Source organism: Prochlorococcus marinus XMU1412, from assembly GCF_017696315.1.
Lineage (GTDB): Bacteria > Cyanobacteriota > Cyanobacteriia > PCC-6307 > Cyanobiaceae > Prochlorococcus_A > Prochlorococcus_A marinus_AF.
Genome location: NZ_JAAORJ010000002.1, coordinates 210,717 through 234,489 on the forward strand (window position 1 = coordinate 210,717; position 23,773 = coordinate 234,489).

The 23,773-nt window shown below is 30.9% G+C and carries 24 protein-coding genes; 16 read left to right on the forward strand and 8 right to left on the reverse strand.

What is annotated here, in order from left to right:
- Nucleotides 1–21: 21 nt before the first annotated feature.
- The gene (locus HA152_RS04005; RefSeq protein ID WP_209133795.1) at nucleotides 22–459 is read right to left on the reverse strand and encodes a hypothetical protein; all 438 of its coding nucleotides are present in this window, start codon (nucleotides 457–459) and stop codon (nucleotides 22–24) included.
- A gap of 127 nt (nucleotides 460–586) precedes the next feature.
- Here HA152_RS04005 and HA152_RS04010 point away from each other — a divergent pair, with 127 nt between their 5' ends.
- Nucleotides 587–856 carry a hypothetical protein gene (locus tag HA152_RS04010; RefSeq protein WP_209133797.1) on the forward strand — a complete coding sequence of 90 codons (270 nt, stop codon included), beginning with the start codon at nucleotides 587–589 and terminating at the stop codon, nucleotides 854–856.
- Nucleotides 857–1,119: 263 nt separating this feature from the next.
- Here the strand turns inward: HA152_RS04010 and HA152_RS04015 are convergent, their stop codons facing one another.
- On the reverse strand, nucleotides 1,120–1,395 hold the full coding sequence (locus HA152_RS04015; protein WP_209133799.1) for a DUF2103 domain-containing protein: 276 nt from the start codon (nucleotides 1,393–1,395) through the stop codon (nucleotides 1,120–1,122).
- A gap of 114 nt (nucleotides 1,396–1,509) precedes the next feature.
- Between HA152_RS04015 and petN the strand changes: the two genes are divergently transcribed.
- The gene (gene petN / locus HA152_RS04020; RefSeq protein WP_011376303.1) at nucleotides 1,510–1,611 is read left to right on the forward strand and encodes a cytochrome b6-f complex subunit PetN; all 102 of its coding nucleotides are present in this window, start codon (nucleotides 1,510–1,512) and stop codon (nucleotides 1,609–1,611) included.
- Between the two features lie 140 nt (nucleotides 1,612–1,751).
- On the opposite strand, the gene psb29 is transcribed toward petN, so the two are convergent.
- A complete protein-coding gene (gene psb29, locus HA152_RS04025) occupies nucleotides 1,752–2,408 on the reverse strand; it encodes a photosystem II biogenesis protein Psp29 (protein ID WP_209133801.1) in 657 nt (218 codons plus the stop codon).
- A gap of 32 nt (nucleotides 2,409–2,440) precedes the next feature.
- Between psb29 and clpP the strand changes: the two genes are divergently transcribed.
- Nucleotides 2,441–3,025 (forward strand): ATP-dependent Clp endopeptidase proteolytic subunit ClpP, encoded by a 585-nt coding sequence (gene clpP, locus HA152_RS04030; RefSeq protein ID WP_308789021.1) that lies wholly within the window; start codon nucleotides 2,441–2,443, stop codon nucleotides 3,023–3,025.
- A 2-nt stretch (nucleotides 3,026–3,027) separates the two neighbouring features.
- Here clpP and ftsH read toward each other — a convergent pair whose 3' ends face one another.
- On the reverse strand, nucleotides 3,028–4,941 hold the full coding sequence (gene ftsH, locus HA152_RS04035; RefSeq protein ID WP_209133805.1) for an ATP-dependent zinc metalloprotease FtsH: 1,914 nt from the start codon (nucleotides 4,939–4,941) through the stop codon (nucleotides 3,028–3,030).
- A gap of 107 nt (nucleotides 4,942–5,048) precedes the next feature.
- Here ftsH and HA152_RS04040 point away from each other — a divergent pair, with 107 nt between their 5' ends.
- The gene (locus HA152_RS04040) at nucleotides 5,049–5,258 is read left to right on the forward strand and encodes an NAD(P)H dehydrogenase assembly family protein (RefSeq protein WP_025938222.1); all 210 of its coding nucleotides are present in this window, start codon (nucleotides 5,049–5,051) and stop codon (nucleotides 5,256–5,258) included.
- Between the two features lies 1 nt (nucleotide 5,259).
- Here HA152_RS04040 and HA152_RS04045 read toward each other — a convergent pair whose 3' ends face one another.
- A complete protein-coding gene (locus tag HA152_RS04045; RefSeq protein ID WP_209133807.1) occupies nucleotides 5,260–6,477 on the reverse strand; it encodes a M16 family metallopeptidase in 1,218 nt (405 codons plus the stop codon).
- A complete protein-coding gene (locus HA152_RS04050; protein ID WP_209133809.1) occupies nucleotides 6,471–7,721 on the reverse strand; it encodes a M16 family metallopeptidase in 1,251 nt (416 codons plus the stop codon). Before HA152_RS04050 ends, HA152_RS04045 begins: the two co-directional genes overlap by 7 nt.
- Before the next feature lie 41 nt (nucleotides 7,722–7,762).
- On the opposite strand from HA152_RS04050, the gene HA152_RS04055 reads away from it, so the two are divergent.
- The 11 genes from HA152_RS04055 (at nucleotide 7,763) to HA152_RS04105 (ending at nucleotide 18,302) form a co-directional block, all read left to right on the forward strand.
- Complete coding sequence (locus tag HA152_RS04055) at nucleotides 7,763–8,488, forward strand: phycocyanobilin:ferredoxin oxidoreductase (RefSeq protein WP_209133811.1); 726 nt, start codon at nucleotides 7,763–7,765, stop codon at nucleotides 8,486–8,488.
- On the forward strand, nucleotides 8,488–9,402 hold the full coding sequence (locus tag HA152_RS04060; RefSeq protein ID WP_209133812.1) for an HlyD family efflux transporter periplasmic adaptor subunit: 915 nt from the start codon (nucleotides 8,488–8,490) through the stop codon (nucleotides 9,400–9,402). Before HA152_RS04055 ends, HA152_RS04060 begins: the two co-directional genes overlap by 1 nt.
- Nucleotides 9,402–10,574, forward strand: coding sequence for an ABC transporter permease DevC (gene devC / locus HA152_RS04065; RefSeq protein WP_209133814.1), 1,173 nt, complete (start codon nucleotides 9,402–9,404; stop codon nucleotides 10,572–10,574). Before HA152_RS04060 ends, devC begins: the two co-directional genes overlap by 1 nt.
- Nucleotides 10,575–10,587: 13 nt before the next feature.
- Nucleotides 10,588–11,316 carry a DevA family ABC transporter ATP-binding protein gene (locus HA152_RS04070; protein WP_209133816.1) on the forward strand — a complete coding sequence of 243 codons (729 nt, stop codon included), beginning with the start codon at nucleotides 10,588–10,590 and terminating at the stop codon, nucleotides 11,314–11,316.
- Between the two features lie 18 nt (nucleotides 11,317–11,334).
- On the forward strand, nucleotides 11,335–11,484 hold the full coding sequence (locus HA152_RS04075; RefSeq protein ID WP_011376314.1) for a hypothetical protein: 150 nt from the start codon (nucleotides 11,335–11,337) through the stop codon (nucleotides 11,482–11,484).
- A gap of 61 nt (nucleotides 11,485–11,545) precedes the next feature.
- Complete coding sequence (locus tag HA152_RS04080) at nucleotides 11,546–12,457, forward strand: glycosyltransferase family 2 protein (RefSeq protein WP_209133818.1); 912 nt, start codon at nucleotides 11,546–11,548, stop codon at nucleotides 12,455–12,457.
- Between the two features lie 129 nt (nucleotides 12,458–12,586).
- Complete coding sequence (gene rpsB, locus HA152_RS04085; protein ID WP_011818259.1) at nucleotides 12,587–13,291, forward strand: 30S ribosomal protein S2; 705 nt, start codon at nucleotides 12,587–12,589, stop codon at nucleotides 13,289–13,291.
- Between the two features lie 44 nt (nucleotides 13,292–13,335).
- Nucleotides 13,336–13,992, forward strand: a complete 657-nt coding sequence (gene tsf, locus HA152_RS04090) for a translation elongation factor Ts (protein WP_025923057.1) — start codon at nucleotides 13,336–13,338, stop codon at nucleotides 13,990–13,992.
- 4 nt (nucleotides 13,993–13,996) lie between these two features.
- Entirely contained in the window at nucleotides 13,997–15,082 is a 1,086-nt protein-coding gene (locus HA152_RS04095; RefSeq protein WP_245211200.1) for an adenylate cyclase, read from the forward strand.
- A gap of 22 nt (nucleotides 15,083–15,104) precedes the next feature.
- On the forward strand, nucleotides 15,105–17,561 hold the full coding sequence (recG, locus tag HA152_RS04100; RefSeq protein ID WP_209133822.1) for an ATP-dependent DNA helicase RecG: 2,457 nt from the start codon (nucleotides 15,105–15,107) through the stop codon (nucleotides 17,559–17,561).
- Nucleotides 17,562–17,618: 57 nt separating this feature from the next.
- Entirely contained in the window at nucleotides 17,619–18,302 is a 684-nt protein-coding gene (locus HA152_RS04105; protein ID WP_209133824.1) for a M15 family metallopeptidase, read from the forward strand.
- A 3-nt stretch (nucleotides 18,303–18,305) separates the two neighbouring features.
- Here the strand turns inward: HA152_RS04105 and HA152_RS04110 are convergent, their stop codons facing one another.
- Entirely contained in the window at nucleotides 18,306–20,093 is a 1,788-nt protein-coding gene (locus tag HA152_RS04110; protein WP_209133838.1) for an NADPH-dependent assimilatory sulfite reductase hemoprotein subunit, read from the reverse strand.
- 87 nt (nucleotides 20,094–20,180) lie between these two features.
- Here HA152_RS04110 and glyS point away from each other — a divergent pair, with 87 nt between their 5' ends.
- Nucleotides 20,181–22,343: a glycine--tRNA ligase subunit beta gene (gene glyS, locus HA152_RS04115; protein ID WP_209133841.1), complete on the forward strand. Its 2,163-nt coding sequence runs from the start codon at nucleotides 20,181–20,183 to the stop codon at nucleotides 22,341–22,343.
- Here the strand turns inward: glyS and chlP are convergent.
- On the reverse strand, nucleotides 22,324–23,664 hold the full coding sequence (gene chlP / locus HA152_RS04120; RefSeq protein ID WP_209133843.1) for a geranylgeranyl reductase: 1,341 nt from the start codon (nucleotides 23,662–23,664) through the stop codon (nucleotides 22,324–22,326). The two genes, glyS and chlP, sit on opposite strands and share 20 nt — an antisense overlap.
- Nucleotides 23,665–23,773 lie beyond the last annotated feature (109 nt).

A 23,773-nucleotide genomic window follows, 5' to 3' on the forward strand; every position in this document is an offset into this window, starting at 1 on the left:
TAATAGAGAATAATTCAAAATTTAATTATTTAAGTTTTCTATTTCATAGATTTCTTCGCCACCATTACAAAAATTTGTAGATATCATTTTTAGTTCCTTATTATTAATTCCGATTATATTTTTATTTTTAATAATATAATTTTTAGCAATCGCTTCACAATCTAATTTGTTTTTTGAATGTTTAATAACTGGATAAAAATATGCCAATGTGGTAATTACAAACAAAAAAATTATTATTAATTTTTTTTCATTCTTAATAAATTGTTTAGATGTTTTTTTTGCTTTTAATATTTTTATTAGTAATTTATCTGGTAAGCCTATTTGAACGAATAAAAACTCTACCCACCAAGGAAGATCTTTAAGGTTCTTTTTCCTTAAGTTTTCGGAAGTATTCATTTTCTTGGCGTCATAGTTTTGGTCTCTAACCTCTTTAGAATTAGTTGTTTCTTTTTTACTCATATCATCGAATGATTTATTTGGAATGTAGAGGTTTTATTTTGATTTGGAAACTATATTTTTATTTTATAAGTTTTAATTTAATTTATCTATGAATTTGAGTATTGTTAATCTGTATTTAAAATTTTAAATGGCAAAAAAAAGAAGGAAGTTAAATAAAGAGTTTGAGAGAAAAATATATTCATCAAAAAAAAGTGTCGAATTAGTATTGGCAAAAATCTATGATATCGATGATGAAGATATACAAAAAGAATATATGAGTGCTTTTAAAAAAGTGGTTTACATATATGATGAATTAAAAGAAGATTATGAACGACAAGGATTTTCTGATAATTCAGAAGAACTACTCACAAACTACAAAAATGCTTTTAATCTTTTCGAATCAGAATTTGAAATTTAAATTAAATTTCTAATTACCTTTTGTAAGGTTTTACTGGTATTTCAATCGGCTTTCCTTTTTGGAGATCAGATCTTTTTTCTTCTAAATTTTTGATACAAATAGATACCCTTTTTCCCTTTGAGCAAAACCTTTTTATTTGGTAGTCAGTAAATGCGAATGATTCATTACATAATAAAAAAAAGGACAATATAAATATAGAAAAATTTAATGCCAATTTCATTTATTCGTTCCTGACTATTTTCTAATTCTCTTTAATTTAATTACTATCTATTATAAATATCTATAATTTGTTGTAATTCATCTTTATTTAAGTCTGTTGAAATAAAAACTTCTTGGGCTGTTTTACCCTTTCTTGCTATTGCTTTATATCCGTTTATAGTTTTCACTGACAATCTAATTATCAATTTGGAAGATTTCCCCCTAGCTCTTGAAATAACAGCTGGAGTTATTGTCTTGATATTAATATCCAGTGCTAGCTTCTGGAGGATTGGAATTAGACCTTCTATATTTGTACTATGATTTAAAACTAACCTTCCCAATTTAGATTTATTTTTATTCTATTGTGAAAATTTTGTTTCTGAGAAATTAACTTTGTTTTAAAAAGATTAAAAATTATGAGGTTCTGTTATATTTATACTAGTGATTTAAATTTAATGATCTTTCAAATAGGTTGGGCAGCATTGGCTGCAATTTTTACTTTTTCAATTGCAATGGTTGTATGGGGAAGAAATGGTGATGGTTCCATTGATATATGATTCCATTTTTAACTTATGAAGTCTATATAAGTAAATTTCTTATCCTAACATCGTTCGTTTTACTCATATGTATAACATTCGCTGTAGTTTATATATCCTATGTCTCTTGGAAAGACAAAAAAAGATTAAATAAATAGGTATTATTCTTTTTGTTCTTTTTTCTTATCTTTAGTCCTGAGCTCTTCAATTAATTCTTTTGCTTGTTCCATTTTTGAGATACTGCTTTTATATATACCAATATCTTTTTCTGCTTTATTAGAAGATAAGTTTAATTTTTCAAAAATATCAGAAATCATCTTATTTGTCTCTGATTCATCTTTCTCTTTAAGATCTTGGGCCTTTGAAATTAATTTATATATCGCTAAGTTCAAAATCCTTGAAGGATAAAGTTGAGAATTACTTTTTTCTATTAATAATTTCAAAATATCGTTAGATGTTTTATTCTTGAATTCCTTTTGAGATTTTTGAGAAATTTCATTAATTTCCTTCGCTTCAAAATTTGAAGAACTGCATAATGCTTCAAAAAGTTGATCCAAGTGTTTTTCAGGTTGATATCCTTTCATTAATTCTTTAAATGTTTCGGTGAGACCTACACAAAAGAGATAATCTTCCGTAAATTCATTTTGATGGTTTAGAAGATTAAGTTCGACAAGCATTTCATCAACTATTCTTTTATATAAACCTGGAATGACGTAAGGGAATTTTTCATGAAATAACTTTTTGCTATCTGAAACAGTCAATTTTTCTTTCAATTTTTTATATGTAAACCTTAATAAGGTTAGCGTATGTTGACTCAATATCGTTAGTATCTAATAAACAGATAAATATTATTATGATCCCTTTAGTATTAGAAGAATCCGGCGGTAGTGAAAGAGTCTTTGATATTTATTCAAGATTATTAAGAGAGAGAATTATTTTTTTGGGAGAACAAGTTACTAGCGAAACTGCTAATAGAATTGTTGCTCAATTATTGTTCCTCGAAGCAGAGGATCCAGATAAGGATATTTATATGTATATAAATTCACCAGGCGGATCAGTATACGATGGATTGGGTATCTTCGACACAATGCAACATGTTAAACCTGACATTCATACAGTATGTGTAGGCTTAGCAGCTAGTATGGGTGCATTTTTACTTGCAGCAGGCACTAAAGGTAAAAGAAGCAGCCTTAAACATTCAAGAATAATGATTCATCAACCACTTGGAGGTGCTAGAGGACAAGCTAGTGATATACGGATTCAAGCAGATGAAATTTTGTTCTTAAAAGAGAGACTTAATACTGAATTGTCAGAAAGAACTGGAAAGGATTATGACACTATCAAAGAAGATACTGATAGAGATTTTTATATGTCCCCAAACGAAGCAGTTGAATACGGTTTAATTGATCTGGTATTAAATAAGAAACCTATTTAGGTCTAGTTTAATAATTGAGGTGTTCTCTCTTTCTCAGGTATTTTAGTAAATTTGGAGAGAATACTTACGAATTCATCACCATCTAATGTTTCTTTTTCGATTAATAGGTCAACTATCTTATCCATAGCTTCTCTATTTTTGCTTACTAAATCGTAAGTTTCTTTGTAACATTCCTTGACCATTACTCTTACACTTTCATCGATTTGTTTAGAGATTGAATCAGAAACTTCACTTCTAGTCATTAAATCTCTACCAACAAATACCTCTTGATTACCACTTTCTAAAGCTATAGGACCTAAATTACTCATTCCAAATCTAGTAACCATTTGGCGGGCCATTGAAGCGACTTGTTGGAAATCACCTCCCGCTCCTGTTGTAATTTCACCTTCTCCAAAAACTACATCTTCAGCAGCTCTTCCTCCTAAAGCACCCATTATCCTGGCTTTTAATTGCGCCCTGCTAACAAGTGTTTGTTCATCGTCTGGGGTAAACCAAGTTAATCCTTTAGCCTGACCTCTTGGAATTACGGTAACTTTTTGAACAGGATCATGGGCTTTAACAAGTGAACCTATGAGAGCATGGCCAACTTCATGATAAGCAATTAATCTCTTGCTTCTACCATCTGTTAATGGAGAACCTTCCATTCCTGCGACAATCCTATCTACAGAGTCATCAATTTCTGAGATACTTATAGAATCTTTTCTTCTCCTGGCGGTTAATATAGCAGCCTCATTTAATAAATTTGCTAAATCTGCTCCAGTAAACCCTGGAGTTCTTCTCGCAATGCTTTCAAGCGTTAAATCCTCTTGAAGTTTCTTATTCCTAGCATGAACCTCCAATATTGATAGTCTACCCTTTATATCAGGTGCATCTACTGTTACCTGCCTATCAAATCTGCCTGGTCTCATTAACGCTGAGTCTAGAACATCGGGCCTATTAGTGGCTGCAATTATTATTATGCCACTATTACCTTCGAAACCATCCATTTCAGTAAGTAATTGATTGAGAGTTTGTTCTCTCTCATCATTACCTCCACCAATTCCTGCGCCCCTTTGCCTACCGACAGCATCGATTTCATCAATAAAGATTAAACAAGGACTATTCTCTTTAGCTCTTTTGAAAAGGTCTCTTACTCTACTAGCACCAACACCTACAAACATTTCAACAAATTCTGACCCTGATAATGAGAAAAATGGCACACCAGCTTCACCTGCAATTGCTTTAGCTAAAAGAGTTTTACCAGTTCCAGGAGGTCCTACCAATAGAACCCCTTTGGGAATCCTTGCACCTACAGAAGTAAATTTTTCTGGTTTTTTCAAAAAAGTGACAACTTCTTGCAAATCCTGTTTAGCTTCATTAACGCCTGCAACATCATCGAATACAACTCCTGTTTCAGCTTCCATTGCAAATCTTGCCTTTGTTTTTCCAAACTGCATTGCTTGCCCGGGACCTCCAGGCATACCATTTGACCTCCTCGCCAACAAAATTAAACCTCCAATTAAGATAGCCGGGAAGAGTAAATTACCTAAAATACCTAATGCAGGAGGAGCTGTTTTTACTGGATGAACATCAAAACTGATCCCCTCATTTTTTAAAATATTTATAAGTTCAGGTGTTAAGCCGGGAAGATCTACACGTAACCTTTGAACTTTATTGTCTAAATCCGAATCTATTGTCTCTATAACTGCATTTCTGCCTCCCTCAAAAATATCAACTGAAGTAACCCTTCCTGAATTAATGTAATCTAAAAATCTGCCGTAACTAACTCTTGCTACCGCTGAATTTCTTGGTGCAACAGTAGTCCCATTAGATTTAAGTGAATCAACATTACTTGAAGATAAAAATTGGTATGAAAGCGCTATTACTAGAAGTATAGGTAAAGCCCATAAAATTAATGTTTTAAATTTCTGATTCATTAATTTGTAGAAAGTCAATTCTAGGATTCTAGAATGAATCAGTGCATTTCGTTGATATTTTCTCTAACTTTATGCTTATACTACTCTTTAATGTATCTAATTTATATATGAAATTTGAGATCAACGATAAGGTTAAGTTGATTGCGCCAGTCTCTTACTTGAAGACTTCAGATAATATGCCGATGTTAAGACCACCTGATCTAGTGGCAATTGATGAAATAGGGGAAATCATTTCAATTAAATCTCCAGATACTGTTGAAGTAAAGTTTAGAAGAGGTTCGTTCTTAATAGATATTGATAAGATTGAGAAAAACTAACTTAAAAGTTTTTCTTCCACCTATTAGAAATTTCTAAACATATTTTTTTATTTCCAGAAATACTCAGACAAGGTTTTGAAAAATACTTATTTGTTGATTTAAAAATATCTAACGAAGATATTTGCTCTATTTTTGCATTTAAATCGTTCTCAGAAATTGGTGAAATACCATAACTAACTATCTGTATCTTTCTCTGTAAAATTTCATCTAATGATTGATTTCCTAATAGAAAAGAACCTTTTAGTTTTTCTTTTGCTAAAAATATTTCAGCATCAGTCAACGGATTTAAAAGTAAATTTTTCCATAGTGTTGATAAAAGTTCAAAAGCAAAAAGTGCTTGCTGATTAGATACGGATAAATAAATTAAAAATGGGGCATTTCCACTCCTAATAGGATAATAAACACCTAAATCGTAAGTGATACCATGTTTTTCTCTAAAAAGTTTAAACAAAGCAGCGCTCATTCCATAAGATAAATATGACTCCAAAACCTTAAGAGGAAAATATTCACTACTTCCTCGCGAGCAAGTTTGGTCCCCCATCATTATTATTGTCTGATTTGAATCATTATTAACGCAATCAAATCTATTCGTAGTATTTAAATTTTGATTTAAAGGATCTGATTTTTCTTTTAAGATTTGTTTTTCTAATGTTTCAAAATTTTCTCCATTTATTTCGGAATTATTTGAAATTAAATACTTTTCTCTATTTTTTAAATTTTTAAACTCAAGCAAAACATCTTCATAGGTAATTTTTGAGACATCATTAGCATTGCCAATTGTGTTGAAAGCATAAGGATGATTTGAGTAAACAATTTTTCTCCATTTTTCAAAACAGATATTGAATGGATTCTCTTTATCTTTTTTAATGTAATCAATAGAAGATTTTTTTACTTTTATAAATTCAGTTTCCGAGAGGATTGGCTTATTAATTATTAAGTCTAATAAAGGTAATAATTTGCTGAAATGTTCATTTAGGGATTTAATACTTATTGAAATACCATCTTCAAATATTTCTTGATTTAATTCTGCTCCATAGGACTCAATATACTCAGATAGAGCAAAATTGTTAAAACCTTCACACCCTCTTGTAAGTAATGAACAAAGGATCTTGTTTATCCCTTTTTTGCCAATACTATCCATATCACTCCCGCCTTTAATCCAAATTGAAGCAGTTGAAAAATTTCTTTTTTTATTATTTAAAAAATATCTTTTTAACATTTACTAGGGGATGCAACTAAAGTGAATTTCTCTCCACGGATATATTCTGTGATCTCTTTGAAGTTATCCAAGTCATTCCAATATTTTAAATGACTCTCTAAATTATTTATTGAAGATTTTCTACCCCAAAGAAGTTCATTTCCAAAGAATGAAGAGAGTTGTGTAGATGTCTCTAAATTAAAAATATAATTACTTTTCACAATATTAATTGCTTTTTTTATTTCATCCATAGCCAACGTTTTACAATTTGAGATCTCATCAATTGTTTTATTAATTTGTTTTTCTACTAAATCAATATCTTTGGACTCACAACTTGCTTCTATTATAAATAATCCTCCTAATTCTCCAGCATTTACATCTCCATACACCGATTCAACAAGATTACTATCTTCTTTTAAAATTTTAACTAATCTGCTGTTTCTTCCAACAGAGAGTATTGATGCTAATATCTCAAGTCCAATAATATTTTTTTGATCATTTAGGTTTGGGATAAACCAAGCCATAAATATTCTTGAAAACTCTAAATTATCAAACTTAATTGACTCTCTACCATTCCTAATTTTTAAAGGAGGTTTGTTTTTTAGATTTATTAAATTTGGACTTTCTTTTATGCCAGATAGATCACTTTTTTTTAAAATTTTATAAATTTCTTCAGAGAGATTCCCAGCAATTGCAATACAAATTTTTTCGGCAGTGTAATGTTTGCTATGAAATTTCACAAGGTCATTTATCTCCAAGTTTTTAATACTATGTTCAGTTCCGAGAATAGAATTGGCATAATTCGGACTTAACCAAACCCTTTTCAAAAAATAATTAAATAGTCTTTCTTCTGGCTGATCATTTTGTTGTTTTATTTCATCAATAACTACCCCTTTTTCCTTTATGAACTCATCAGGATTAAAATCTGGAGCAATGACAATATTTGTCAAAAGAGCAAGTGATTCTTTAAAGTTACTTGGAGGAACTAAGACATGGTAATGTACATCATCATAACCAGTTGAAGCGTTACTTAATCCGCCTAGTGATTCAATTTTATAGTCAAACTCGCCTGGCATTATTTTGTTAGATCCTTTAAAAATCATATGTTCTAGAAAATGAGCAGTGCCGTTTTTATTAACATCCTCAAATGAAGAACCTGCTTTGCACCAAATATCAATGCTTATAAGCGGCAATTCTTTATTATCCACAAACACACATCTAGTTTTGCTTGAATGGGTGTAGTAGTTAACATCTCCTACGTTCATTTCTGTTCTATCTTTAAATTCTATTTTGGTACTTTTTAGCCTTGTTGTCTGAATCTTTAACTAAAACAAAATTAACTGACCCTCTTATTTTGGATTTATTACAAAATATTAGAGAGCATAGATCCACGCTTGAGGACCTTAAAATTATAAAAATTGATCCAAAACTTACTAACATAATATCTGAAGAAATAGGCAAAGAACTTTTTATTGAAAATGAATTTCATAAAGCGAAAGGTTTTAGAAAGTTACATATTGAAGTAGCAGCATTTTCAAAGAATCTTAAAATATTACACTGTGTTTTTTTCCCTGATCCAAAGTTCGATATCCCAATTTTTGGGATGGATTTGGTAAAAATTAATGATATTGTTTCTGCTGCAATTGTTGATTTATCCCCGGCATCACAAAACCAAGCTTTGAAATACGAAAAATTACTTTGTGAAGTTGATAAAAGTTCTTTTACCTCTTTAAGAGAGATTCCTAAATGGGGGGGGATTTTTTCTAATAATGTATTTTTTGCTTCTTTAAAAAGTAAATCTGAAAAAAATAATTTTTGTAGAGTTGTGGATCAATACCTCACTATTTTGATCAAATTAAGTAAGAAAGCTAAACCGGAATTTAATGAGGATATTATCCAAGAAAGAATAGATTTTCAAAAAAATTATTGTGTTCAACAAATGAAAAATGAGAAGACTAGCATGGTTCTTTTAAAATATTTTGATGAAAAATGGGTCAATAACTATATAAAAACAGTACTCTTCGATTTTTAATGAAATTAAAAAAATTAAAAAATTTATTTATTTATTTTTTATTATTTACACCAATATCTCTAGGTATTATTTCGTGTTCTTTAAATAATAAATCTAGTTCAAAATTAAAAGATGAAATAACTGCAGATTTCATTCCACCTATTACAGCTGTAGCCGCACTTGGTCAACTTTCTCCTTCGGGAGAGATTAGACAATTGGCAGCTCCAATAAGTCAGTTTGGATCTTCCCCCCGAATTGTCGAAATTTTAGTAAATGAAGGTGATTTCGTAAAAAAAGGTGATATCCTCGCAATTTTTGAAAATGGAGAAAAATTAATTGCTGATCTTGAAAGAAACGAAAATCTAATTAAAACTATTATCGAAGAAATTACCTTAAAGAAAGATCAAATTCAAAGGTATGACTTAGCTTTGAGCAAAGATGCTTATTCTTTTGTAGAGTTTTCACAGAGAAAAGATGAATTATTAAAATTGCAAAAACAGAAAATAAACCTTATAGGAGATCAAAAAAATATCAAGATAGATCTATTTAATTCAAAACTAAGGAGTCCAATTGATGGTTTTATCCTTGAAATAAATACGAGAGTTGGTGAGAGGCCACATAATGAAGGGATTTTGGATATTGGTTCTAGTCAAAAAATGGAAGCTTTGATAGAGGTTTATGAATCTGACATCGATAGAGTCTTTATCTCTCAGAATGTTGAATTGAGCAGTGAGAATGGCGGATTCCAAAAAAATCTTAAGGGAAAGGTGATTAGGATTAGTCCTCAGGTAAAACAAAGAAAAGTTCTATCGACTGATCCTACAGGGGATGCTGATTCGCGAATTGTCGAGGTGCTAGTAAAACTAGATCAAGATTCTATAGATATCGTTCAAAAATATGCAGGAATGAAAGTGATTGCAAAGTTTATTCCCTGATGAGTTTTTCTTTTTTAAAATTTAGAAAAATACCATTAGCTTGGTTGCTATTAACAAGGCAACCATTGAGGCTAGCAGTTGCCATAGCTGGAATAAGTTTTGCAGGGATTTTGATGTTTATGCAATTAGGCTTTAGAGATGGTTTATTTGATACGAGCGTAACCATTCATAAACTTCTAGATGCTGATCTCGTTTTGATAAGTCCTAGATCAAAAAGTTCTATAAGCATGAGTGGATTCCCAAAAAGAAGGTTAATCCAAACTCTGGCAGTAAAAGATGTTGAAAAAACTGCTCCCATTAATCTAAATTATTTACTTTGGAGAAATCCAGAAAATCTTAAAACTAGATCAATACTTGCATTAGGTTTTAATCCCTCCGATTCACTTCTTTTAGATGAGGGATTCTCAAAGAAAGCATATAAATTGAGGAATCCATCAAGAGTTCTTTTTGACAAACTATCTAGACCTGAATTTGGACCGATTGAAGAATGGTTCCTATCTGAAAGAAAAGTTGAGACTGAGGTTGCTGGGAAAAGAGTAATTGTTGAGGGCCTTGTGGAGTTGGGACCATCTTTTGGTGCAGATGGTAATTTGATAACTAGCCGAGAAACCTTCTTAAGACTTTTTCCTGCCAATCCTCCTGGCAGTATAGAAATTGGTTTGGTAAAGCTAAAAAAAGGATCAGATCCTCAATTGATTTCAAGGATATTAAATAACTCACTCCCAAATGATGTTAGGGTTCTTACAAAAAATCAATTTATAGAATTTGAGAAGAATTATTGGAAAAATAGTACTGCAATAGGTTTTATATTTAGTTTGGGAGCATTGATGGGTTTCGTTGTAGGGTGTGTGGTGGTTTATCAAATTCTTTATAGTGACGTTACAGATCACCTCCCAGAGTACGCCACCTTATTGGCAATGGGTTATAGACTTAAGTCCCTTTTCTTCGTTGTAGCTAGAGAGGGTTTTTTGTTGGCATTGTTTGGTTATTTACCTGCTTATTTCTCTGGTCAAATACTTTACTCAGTTATAAGAAGTTCTACTAAACTCCCAATAATAATGGACGCAGATAAAACTATTTTAATTTTCGTATTAGTTTTAGTTATGTGTATGGGATCCGCCGCTGTTGCGATGCGTAAATTAGTTGACGCTGATCCTGCCGAAATTTTTTAACAATTGAAGATAAATGGTTAAAGCTAATCAATCAAAAAATTATGTTAAAAATCTTAAAACAGTCTCAATAAATAATTTGAGTCACTTTTATGGAAAAAATGAGAATAAAAAACAAGTTCTCAATGATGTTAATTTAACTATTGATAAAGGAGAGTTGGTTCTTTTGAAAGGACCTTCTGGATGTGGTAAAACGACTCTTTTAACATTAATTGGTGCCTTGAGAACCTGTCAAAGTGGAGATTTAACTGTATTAAATAATCAGTTAAATGGAGCATCAAGGAAAACTCGTCAGATTCTTAGAAGAAGTATTGGAATGATTTTTCAAGGTCACAATCTTCTGAGATGTTTAACAGCAGAACAAAATGTCCAGATGGGCGCCGATTTAATAAAAGGTTTAACATACTTGCAAAGACGTGAAATAGCACGGAATTGGTTGTCAGCAGTAGGGTTAGAAGAACATCATAAAAAGTTGCCAAATGACTTATCTGGTGGGCAGAAACAGAGAGTAGCAATTGCTCGAGCTTTATCTGCTAACCCAAAACTTTTATTGGCTGATGAGCCCACTTCTGCTTTAGATAGCGTAACAGGAAGAGAAATAGTAACCCTTTTAAGGAAACTAGCAAAAGAGCAAAACTGTTCTGTACTTATGGTGACGCATGATCCAAGAATTTCTGATATGGCTGATAGGATATTAAATATGGAAGATGGTAAAATATATAGTGCTCATAGTGAGCTAATATAATTAAAAGTTAAAAATTTTATGTCTAAGAGAAGGAATCTAAAAAAAGAAAAGCAGGAACGTAATAGAGCCTATGCTAGAAAATTTAAAAAAAGGAAATTAAGAACTGATGGAAGACCTGATGGAGGAAACGTTACAGGTACAGCAAATAATGGCGGTGCAGCTGATTAGGGAATATCTTTTATTTTTATCATTTGGAATTCAATATATTATGCATATTTAAGACATAATCATGAATGTAAGTATTGTTATTCCGACTTACAATAGATTACCTATATTAGAGAAATGTCTATTTGCGCTTGAGAATCAAAAATTAAATACAAATATCAGTAATTATGAAGTAATAGTAGTTGATGATGGATCAACTGATGGGACAACCTCATGGATAAATAAAAACAAAGCTAATCTCCCACACGTTATTCTATTTCAACAAGAACACGGAGGGCCTGCACTTGGAAGAAATCTGGGAGTAATTAAATCAAAATATGAAATTATTATATTCATTGATAGTGATCTTATTGTTTTAGACAATTTTATAAATTGCCACGTAGAAAAATTACTTACCTCTTGGAGAAAAAATGATAAAAAATGTTTTACCTATGGCTCGGTAGTCAATACATCTAATTTTCTAAATCCTCAGAGTGAAAAACATAAAATAATGGACACTTCTTTTGCATACTTTGCTACTGGGAATGTAGCGATATCAAAAGAATTGATTTTAAGTGTGGGATTATTTGATACTTCTTTTAGTCTTTACGGTTGGGAGGATTTAGAACTCGGAGAAAGATTAAAAAAAATTGGGACAAAATTAATAAAATGCCCAAATGCAGTAGGTTTTCATTGGCATCCGCCATTTAATTGCGAACAAATAGATTCATTAATAGCTCAAGAAAAAGAGAGAGCAAAAATGGCTTTAGTATTTTATAAGAAACACCCAAATTTAAGGGTTAGATTTATGATTCAATTAACTCCTCTCCATAATTTACTTTGGCAAATTCTTTGCTTGGGAGGACTAATCAGTGTTGATAGAATCCTTCCTTTATTAAGATTCCTAGTAAATATAAGAAGAAATAGACTTGCACTTGAGATACTTAGGATCCCTCTAAATATGATTTACATTAAACAGTTAACCAAATCAAGATAAAAAACTTTTAGAAATACACATCACTTGCTAGAATAGTTGGAATAAATTTCACACATCTGACAGTTTCGGGTGAATTATTAATATTAATTCCCCGTCAGATGGAGGCTAACCCGAAACCCTTTTTAAATTATGGCTGTTGTATCGCTATCAGAAATGATGGAAGCTGGTGCTCATTTTGGGCATCAAACTAGACGTTGGAATCCAAAGATGTCTAAGTATATATATTGCGCTAGAAATGGAGTTCATATTATTGATCTTGTAAAAACAGCATTGTGTATGAACAATGCATATAAGTGGACAAGAAACGCTGCAAAAAGCGGTAAACGTTTCCTATTTGTCGGTACAAAAAAACAAGCATCAGATGTAGTAGCTCAAGAAGCTACACGGTGTGGAGCTGCATATGTAAATCAAAGATGGCTTGGAGGGATGTTGACTAATTGGACAACAATGAAAGCTAGGATTGAAAGATTAAAGGATCTAGAAAGAATGGAAAGTAGTGGTTCAATAGCAATGAGGCCTAAAAAAGAAGCTGCAGTATTAAGGAGAGAACTTGAAAGATTACAAAAATACTTAGGTGGACTTAAGGGTATGAGAAGATTACCAGATGTGGTTGTATTGGTTGATCAGAGAAGAGAATCTAATGCAGTATTAGAAGCTAGAAAATTAGACATCTCATTAGTATCAATGTTGGATACAAATTGCGATCCGGATTTGTGTGAAGTTCCAATCCCTTGTAACGATGATGCCGTTAGATCTGTGCAACTTATTTTAGGAAGACTTGCAGATGCCATAAACGAGGGTAGAAAGGGCTCAAATGCCGAAAGAAAAAATTAAATTCCAATTTAAAACTTACTATTCACTATTTTTTATTACTTCAAATGGGAAACATTACAGCAAAACTTGTAAAAGATCTTAGAGACAAAACTGGCGCAGGAATGATGGACTGCAAAAAAGCACTTAACGAAACTGAAGGAAATCTAGATAAAGCTTTGGAATGGTTAAGAAAGAAAGGCATAGCCAGTGCTGAAAAGAAATCGGGAAGAGTAGCGGCCGAAGGGTCAATTGGTAGTTATATACATACCGGATCAAGAGTCGGAGTTTTACTAGAGTTAAATTGTGAAACTGATTTTGTTGCTAGAGGTGATATATTCCAATCTCTGTTGAAGGATGTCTCAATGCAAGTAGCAGCATGCCCAAATGTTGAGTATGTATCAATTGATGAAATACCAGAAGATGTTGTGGAAAAAGAAAAGCAGATTGAAATGGGTAGGGATGATTTATCTGGAAAACCAGAACAAATTAAAGAAAAAATAGTTGAAGGGAGAATAGCAAAAAGACTTAATGAGCTTGTTTTGCTTTCACAACCCTACATTAAAGATAGTTCTCTAACAGTTGAGGATCTTGTTAAACAAGCAGCTGCAAAAATTGGGGAAAATATCAAAGTGAGACGCTTTACAAGATATACGTTGGGTGAAGGTATCGAAAAAAATCAGATGGACTTTGCTGAAGAGGTCGCATCAATGCAAACAAACTAGTCACTTGAATGATTTGAATAATTACAATAATTACATAGATATAGATAAAATTAATTCTCAAATAGAGAGAGCAGACATACAAAAAAGAATATTAACTAGAAATATCTACAAGGAATATGAACTTTATCTTAATCTAATAAGAGATCTACTTTTCATCTCTGTAGAAAAAGGCCTTAATCAAATATATAGTTATCCATTAATTAATGATAATTTCTTGAATGAAAATGAATTCTATAGTCATTTTGAAAAAAAAATAAGTAAATTAATATTTACGAATTTGCCCTTTTTAACAGTAGAACAATTAAAGATAAATGAAATTGAAAAAAATATAAATAAGGAAATTAATTTTACTATTTTTAATAGTTCCACAAAAATAAAGGATGATCATAAAGAAAAATTTCAATATGAAGATGGTTGTCAATTAAAAGAACCCACTCAGTTCAAGATTACTGAAGACTTTCCAAATACTTCTGAATATTATAAAGCTCATAATTATGAGAGATTAGTATCACTTGATTTAGATAATAACCACCATAATAATTATTTATCTAAAAATAATATTTTTGAAGATTTAGGAGTGGAAAAAAAATTTATTTCCTCCTTAATTGAATTAATAGGAGAAGAAAAGGTGGAAAAATCAATACATCAAGAAAAAGAAAATATCAATCAAATGGATAATTTACCAAAAAATCAGATTCTTAATAATTTTGATTTAATAGACAAGTCATTGGAAAATTTACTATTGAATCTTTCATATGATATTAACCAAGAATTATTCAAGGCAAATCTAATAAAAAAGATGATATCTAAAGATTCTTTTGTTTACTTAGTAGGCAAAAATTTTATGATAAAACATCCATATCCTTTTGTTATTAATTTCGAATTAAACTTAAATCGGTCATCATTAACCGGTAATAATTTTCCAAGCATTATTTTCTTCAATATATCTACTGTTGAGTTAGAGTTTAAAAATTTAAATCTTTCTATTCAAAGGAACAAAATAAATGAGCTAAAAAATCAATTTCAGCGTTTGATTAAAAAAGAGACATATTGGAGGCAAAAAGAAATAACTTTGAATAGGATACGTTGAAAAAATAACTCTTTTTTCAAATGTGACTATTAGCGGGAATAATAATAAATTAATTAAAGATTGGATAAGACCTCTTCAAAAATCTCTTACTATTGAAACTGAAAACAAATTTATTAATACTTTAGGAAGAGAAAAATATTTTAATGATTATTTGCATGAATCATTAAAAAAACTAGATAATCTAAATCTCTCAGACGAATATTTAAGGATATTTTATGAATTTTCTAAAAAATATAATGAATATAATAAATTAGATGAAAATCAAAGAAAAAGATTAATTATAGATACAAGAAAAAATCTTTATAAACTAGGTAAAACTCTAGAAATAGAGAGTTCTAATAATATTTCTAATAATGTTTTTCTGAATAAAGCTGATTCAAGTTTGTCTTTTGATTCAGATATTTCATTAATAAAAAATGTAGGAAAAGTTTATAAAAATAAGCTTAATGAATTAGGGATATTTCATATAAAAGATCTAATTAATTATTTCCCACGAACATATTTAGACTATACGAATAGAGTCAAGATAATAAATTTAAAACCAGATAATTTATACACGTGCATTGCAATCGTTAAAAGATTTTATATTCATAAGAGTAAAAAAAATAGTAATTTATCAATAATGAATATTGTAGTTTCTGATGAAACGTCTTCAATAAAGGTTACAAAATTTTTTTTAGGAAGAAGATTTAGATCTTACTCCTTCTTCACATCTCAAAAATCTTTGTATACTACTGGTACCAAATTAGCAATTTCCGGTAAGGTTAAATTGACAGAGTATGGCAAAACTTTTGTAGATCCGCAAATTGAAATTCTTAAGGATAATAATGATAATTTTAATTTCTCAGGCAAAATATTACCCTTGTATTCATTAGGTGAAGCATTATCAAATATGAGTTTTATAAAACTTATGAAAAAGGTACTAATTTATGCAAAGCAATATCCAGAAATTTTAAATAAAAAGCAACTTGATTCATTATCTTTACTATCAAAAGGAGAGTCGTTGATTAATATTCATTTTCCACCAACTCAACAGGCACTTATTGATTCAAAAAAACGTTTGGTTTTTGATGAGTTATTCCTACTTCAAATAAAGTTCCTACTTAGAAAAAGAAAGACGAATAAAAATTTAACTTCCCTTCAATTACCTCAAAAGAAATCTTTATTAAAAGAATTTTTAAATACCTTTCCTTTTGAATTAACAAAATCTCAAGAAAATGTTTTAAATGAAATTAAGAAAGATTTATCTAATCCCGAACCAATGTCTAGATTGCTTCAGGGAGATGTGGGAAGTGGTAAAACCATAATTGCAATAGCGTCTCTTTTACTTGTCATTGAAAAAAACCTGCAAGGTGCATTTATGGTCCCAACTGAGGTATTGGCAGAACAGCATTATAAAAATTTATTGAAATATTTGAACCCCCTTTTAGTTTCTGTTGAACTACTTACTGGGAATACTCCTCAAAAAAAGAGAAAAGAAATTTTCTCTAATTTGAACAATGGATTAGTTGATATCCTCGTAGGTACTCATGCATTATTTGAGGATAAAGTCATCTTTAATGCATTAGGCATGGTCGTAATTGATGAACAACATAGATTTGGGGTTACTCAAAGAAATCGATTACTAAATAAAGGAGAAAATACTAACTTGTTATCAATGACAGCAACACCAATTCCAAGAACTCTTGCGCTTTCTATTTATGGTGATTTAGATGTGAGTCAAATTACAGAACTACCTCCTGGGAGAGTTCCCATAACAACAAAAATAATATCAGAAGACGATTTAACTAAGTTGTTCAAGATTGTTGAAGATGAGATTAATAAGGGAAAGCAAGCTTATGTGATTTTGCCACTTATAGAAGATTCAGAAAAAATGAATTTAAGCTCCGCGAAGAAAACATTTAAACATTTATCAGAAGAGGTCTTTTTTAACAAAAAAGTTGGATTATTACATGGCAAATTAAGTCCACAAGAAAAGAATGAAGTAATTAATTCTTTTTTAAAGAATGAAATTAATTTATTGGTTTCAACCACAGTAATTGAGGTTGGCATTGATGTGCCTAACGCCACAATTATGATTATTTATAATGCTGACAGATTTGGATTGTCCCAGCTACATCAATTAAGGGGGAGAGTTGGTAGAGGATCAACAAAATCTTTTTGTTATCTGGTAACCCCCGATAAAAATGGATTAGAAAATAAACGACTTTGTGTTTTGCAAAAATCTAATGATGGCTTTTATATCGCTGAAAAAGACTTGGAGCTTAGGGGACCAGGCCAGATTTTAGGATATAGACAATCCGGATTGCCTGATTTTGTACTGGACAATTTACCTAACAATAAATTTCTTATTGATAAGGCTCGTGAAGAGGCTATTAAGATTATTAGTGATGATCCTGATTTAAAAGAAAATATTGTTTTAAGGAATATACTTATCGATAATTCTGATAATAAATTCATTCATGATTTCTTAAATTAAAAACTATCATTGTAATTTTAGATATATATGCCACTATGAATCAATTGCAAATTTTAATTGAAAATTTGGAATAAAATACCAATTAAAGATAATGGAGATAAATTAATAGCTATACCTAGCTGTCTAAAGTTTTTAGATCCCCACCCTTACTCTCATTTAGGAGCACCTTACAAAGATAAAACTTCTATTTGGAAATTAAGAGAGGAGGTAGTAAATAGATTAGTAAAAGTAAATGATTATTTGATATCAAAGAGTGGTTTTAACCTTTTAATTTATGACAGTTGGCGACCTTTAGAAGTCCAGGAATTTATGTTTAAAAGAGCATTTTCATTAGAGTGTGAAAAATCAGATATTGATATTTCTTTTGAAAACATAAATTCTTATCCATCCATTTTAAAAAAAGTGGAAAAATTTTGGGCATATCCTTCTTATGACACTAGGTGTCCCCCCCCTCATTCAACTGGGGGTGCATTGGATGTTTGTTTATCTGATAAAGACGGAAATCTTGTTGAAATGGGAAGCATGGTTGATCAAATGGATGAGACCTCAAATCCATATTTTTATGCAAACATAAAGAATGAAGAAGCAATTATTTGGAATAGTAGAAGAAATTTATTAAGGGAAATTATGACTAAATTCGGATTTGCTCAACATCCTAATGAATGGTGGCATTTTAGTTATGGTGATCAATTATGGGCTTGGAAAAATAAAAAAACAAATGCCCTTTATGGAAAAATTTAAATTCTATTGATTTTCATTTAGTAAATTTAATATATAATTTTCATCTTGAGTATTTATAAAATCTCCGAAATCCAAATCTAAATTACTCTTCCAATTATCAAATAATGGTTGAAGAGTTTTTTCTAAATCGTTAAGTTCCATTCTTTGTAAAAATGGTTTAGCAAGCCTTTGTAGATTTTTACTTCCTCCCAACCATAATTGGTATTTGTTTTGCCCACTTCCAACAAGTGCTAATTCGGCCATATAAGGCCTGGTACATCCATTCGGACATCCTGTCATTCTGAATAATATTGTCTTTTGTATTTTTAGTTCTAATAGTAAATTTTCAATCCTTTTTAATACATCAGGTAATATTCTTTCAGCTTCAGTCATTGCAAGACCACAAAGTGGTAAAGCAGGACAAGCTAAAGCGTGTCTTTGTATTTCATTAATGTTTTCTAAATTATCGTATCCAATTTTTGATAGAGATTTTTGAATTTCACCTTTGTTTTTATTGGCGATATTACAAAGTAAAATATCTTGATTTGGTGTGAGCCTTAAATCTAAATTATATTTTTTAACAATACTTGTGATGGTATTCTTCTTATCTCCAGATAATCGCCCTGATAATAATGGTAAACCTACGAAATGGGAGGTTTTATTTTGTTTATGCCAACCTAGGTAATCAATAAGAGCCTTATCAGGTTCTTTTCTAATTTTTTTAATTTCTTTTTTGAAATACTTATCAGAAAGTATCTTTTTGAACCATTTAATACCTTTCCTATGAAGAAGATACTTCATTCTTGAATTTTTTCTTGATTTTCTATCACCATAATCTCTTTGAATAGCCACAATGCTTTGTATTAATTCATAAACATCAGGTTCTTCAACATATCCAAGTGGATCTGCAATTCTGGCAAAGGTCTCTTCATTATTATGTGTGCGGCCCATACCACCTCCAACATAGAAGTTGCACCCTTCTAACTTTCCATCTTTAGAGGTAAAGGCAACTATTCCTATGTCATTGGTAAGAAGATCAACAGAATTGTCCCCAGGAACTGTAACAGCACATTTGAATTTTCTCGGTAAATAAGTTGAACCATAGAGAGGCTCATCTTTTATCCCACTAAAAACATTATCTTTGAATTGGAGCTTCCTAATTGCTTCAATATCTTTGTCAGGCTTTATGGTGTACTCTAAATCTCCATCAGCCCAAAGCTCTAAAAAAGTTCCCTGGCCAGCCATTGGGGTGAGGAGATCTGCAACTTTTTTTGCCAATGCTCTTGCAATATTATAGTCTGGCGAATCAAATGGAGCCGCGGGTGCCATAACGTTTCTATTTATGTCTCCACATGCAGCTAATGTGGAGCCCATTGAATTTACGATTGTTTGAATTACTTCCTTTAGGTTCTCCTTTCTAATTCCATGCATTTGAAAGGCTTGTCTTGTAGTGGCCCTTAGTGTTCCATTGCCTAGTTTGTCAGATAATTCATCTAATGCTAAAAATAATTTCCCAGGGACTTCACCGCCCGGATTTCTTAACCTAAGCATCATTTGCCAATCTTTACTTTTGCCAGGCCTTCTATTTTCTCTGTTATCTTGTTGATAGCTACCATGAAATTTTAATAACTGAACTGCATCATTGGTAAAATGATCGCTCTCATTGACTAATTCTGTAGCTAGTGGCTCCTTAAGAAATTTGCTACTTTTTTTAAAATTTTCAAATTTAGAAACTTCTAGTCCATTTGCCAAACAAACAGTTTCTTCCTTGGCAGGATCTTTTTTCTTTTTTACTTTCTCAACCTTGATCAAAGGACCAAAAAATATCTCTTTTTATACATTAGCGAAAAGCTTATTTAACTGGTAGTAAATTATAGTAAGTAAAGTCATATTTTTTTCTTGTCTAAATATTTACTTGAGATAGGAACAGAGGAGTTGCCCGCAAAATTTTCTCATTCTGTTCTAGAGCAATTTAAAACTCTAATAGAATTTGAATTGGATAAAAAGTTAATCAAATTCGAACATATAGTTGTTACATCCACACCAAGGAGGATAATTCTACTTATCGAAGGTTTAGTTGATTATGCAGAAGATAAGATAATAGAAAGAAAAGGGCCTAAAGCAAATTCAGCTTATTTAAATGGATGCCCTACTAATGCTGCTTTAGGATTTGCTAATAGCTTAGATATAGATGTAGGCGAACTAGAAATAAAAAGTACAGAAAAGGGTGATTTTGTATTTGGAAAGAAAATTGAGAAAGGACAATCAACAAGAATTTCTTTGTATTCGATTATCCCAAAATTAATAAAGAGTCTTCAAGGCCCTCGATTTATGAAATGGGGTGCTGGGAATATAAAATTTTCAAGACCTATTAGATGGATTGCCTCTATTTATAATGATGAAATTCTTGATTTTGAATTTGATGAATGTGATCCAAAAATTCAAATAAGTAATAAATCAAAAAGTCATAGATTAATAAATGAAGTTTTAGAAGTTCAGAATCCTGATGATTTTTTTGAATTATTGAAACGAAATAGAGTAATAGCTATTCGAAAAGAAAGAAAAGAAAAAATTGAAAGTTTAATAAATCAGGCATCTAAATCTTTAAATCTGAAACCAGACCTTTCAGAAGGATTACTAAATGAACTAACTGATTTAGTTGAATGGCCAGACTTAATTATTGGCAAATTTAGTGAGGAATTTCTTGATCTTCCGGTTGAAGTTCTCTCAACAGTCATGAAAAATCATCAGAGATACGTTCCTCTTTTATTGAAAAATAAAAGTTTTTCTAAACTAGATTTAAGCTCTGAAAAAAATATTAGTACAACTTTTTGCGTTATTTCAAATGGTCTTGAAGAATCAAATAATAATATTACTAAAGGTAATGAGAAAGTATTAAGGGCAAGGTTTTCAGATGCAAAGTTTTTCGTAGAAAGTGACAAAAAAGTTGCTTCAATCGAAAGAAATGAAAAGCTTAAATCTGTTTCATATTTGAAAGGACTTGGAAATATATTCCAGAGGGTAGAAAGAATAGAGGAAGTTACTAAAAAAATTCTTAAATTTTTAAATGATAGGTCTTTAGAAGAAAAAAAAATAATAGAGGCTGCTAAATACTGTAAAAACGACTTATGTAGCGAAATTGTTTTCGAATTCCCTGAGCTGCAAGGAATAATGGGTGGTAAATATCTTAAATATGAGGGATTTAGTGAGGATGTTTGCTTGGCTGTCGCTGAACATTATTTACCTTCTTTTTATAAAGATGCGTTGCCCTCCACAAAATATGGTGCAATAGTTTCCATAGCAGATAAGGTCGAAACTTTAATAAGTATATTTATTTCTGGTAAACGTCCCAGTGGATCATCTGATCCTTATGCTTTAAGAAGAAATTTGAATGGAGTGATTAAAATAATTTGGGATTATGAAATTGATTTACCTTTAGATAAATTATTCAAAGAACTTATTGATTTTTGGAAAATCTTATTTCCGAATTTAAACTTCTCAAGAGAAAAAGTATTTTATGATTTAAATGAATTTTTAGTTCAAAGAATTGTTAGTCATCTAGAAGAAATATCACTAAGTAAAGAATTAATAAAGGCCGTTTGCTCTTCTGATGAATTACCTCAAAAAAGAGTAATGAATATTGTTGATCTTAAAAATAGGATTAATTCCATTATCAATTTTAACGAAAAGGATAATTTTGTTGAAATCCAAAAGGTGATTACTAGGGTAAGCAAATTAGCAAATAATAGTGATCTTTCAAGAGAGGTTCTCTCAACAAAAGATTATGTAAACACAAAACTTTTTGAAAAAGATTGTGAATTCAAAGTTTTTGAATTTATTAAAGAATTAGAAAAACTCTTTTCTAAAGGCTATTGCAATTATTTGGAACTTCTAAATTTGTTTGAGATTAATGTAAACACTATCGAGGATTTATTTGATAATGAAAAGGGAGTCCTAATAATGTCAGAGGATTTAAAAATAAGAAACAATAGACTCAATTTGTTGAGCTTAATTAGAAATTATTCTCTAAAAATAGCCGACTTTACACTTTTGAACTCTTAACTTTAATGCCTCCCTTTATTGAATAATTTTCTAGCATTTTTTCTACTTCTTTATTTTCCCTAACAGCACTATCAACGGGTTTATATTTTAGAGGCGCTAGGGCTTTCCCTCTTAAAATCGAACCAAGTGTAAGCATTGTAATTTTAAGTTGTTGTAATGGTTTCATGGAGACAACTTTTTTGTATAAGTAACTATCAAAAGTAAGTCTTTGTACATCCATGTCATCACACATCTCAACAAAGGCTTCTCTAGCAGAATCATTTCTGTAGAAAATATTTTGAAGGATTTCTAGCACCTTATAAGTTGTGCCATATTTTTTATCCCATTTTTTAAGATAGTTTTTTAAATCTTTTTCTGATGGAATTACTTGGCCTTTTTTTGATGCTTCAACAATTTCTTCAGCACACATTCTTCCGCTTTTTGCAGCAAAATAAATACCCTCTCCAGAACTTTTTGTAACATAACCAGCTGCATCACCAACCAATGCCATTCTCCCAACTACCCTTCTTGGCCTTGGATGCTCAGGAATAGGGTGAGCTTCTACTTTTATTACTTCACCATTAACAAGTCTTTTCTTTGCCCTATTTCTTACACCCTCTTGAAGTCCTTTAATTAATGACTGATTCTTTTGCATGGTTCCAGTGCCCACAGCAACATGATCATATTTTGGAAATACCCACCCATAAAAATCAGGAGAAACATCAGTTCCAACATACATTTCAGCAAGATCTTCGTAGTAACTCATTTCTTCTTTAGGCAATTTAATTCTTTCCTGAAATGCTATAGCAACTTTGTAATCACCTGCATCCATGGCTTTTGCTACTCTGCTATTGGCTCCATCAGCTCCGATCAAAAGGTCAACAGTAAGCTCTTTGAGTTCCCCCTTTTTATCTCCATTCGTAAAATCTGAGTAGGAAAGCTTATATGGCCCTTGATTATTATCGCCAGTATCAATAGAAGTAACTAATCCATTTATTAATGTAGCACCAAGATCTGATGCTCTGTTGCGCATAAAGGCATCCATAACTTCTCTTCTACACATTCCAATAAACTCATTATCACTTTTTCCATAAACTCTATCTAAACTTATATCTACTTCTCTATTTGATGGAGATATCATTCTCATATGCCTTACTTTTCTATCAATAATTGACTCAGGCAAATCAAATTCTTCGACCATGCAAAGTGGAATTGCTCCTCCACATGGTTTCGCATTATCTAATTTTCTCTCGAAGAGCCAAGTTTTTATTCCAGCTTTAGCAAGTATTTCTGCCGCGCATGAACCACTTGGACCTCCACCAATAACAGCTACCCTCAACATATGAAAAAAAATATTACTGTATATAAAAACTACATCTTTTTTGCTTATAAAAGTGCATTTCTTAAAATAATAGTTAATATCGAAATATCTTTTCCAAATTCACTTCTAA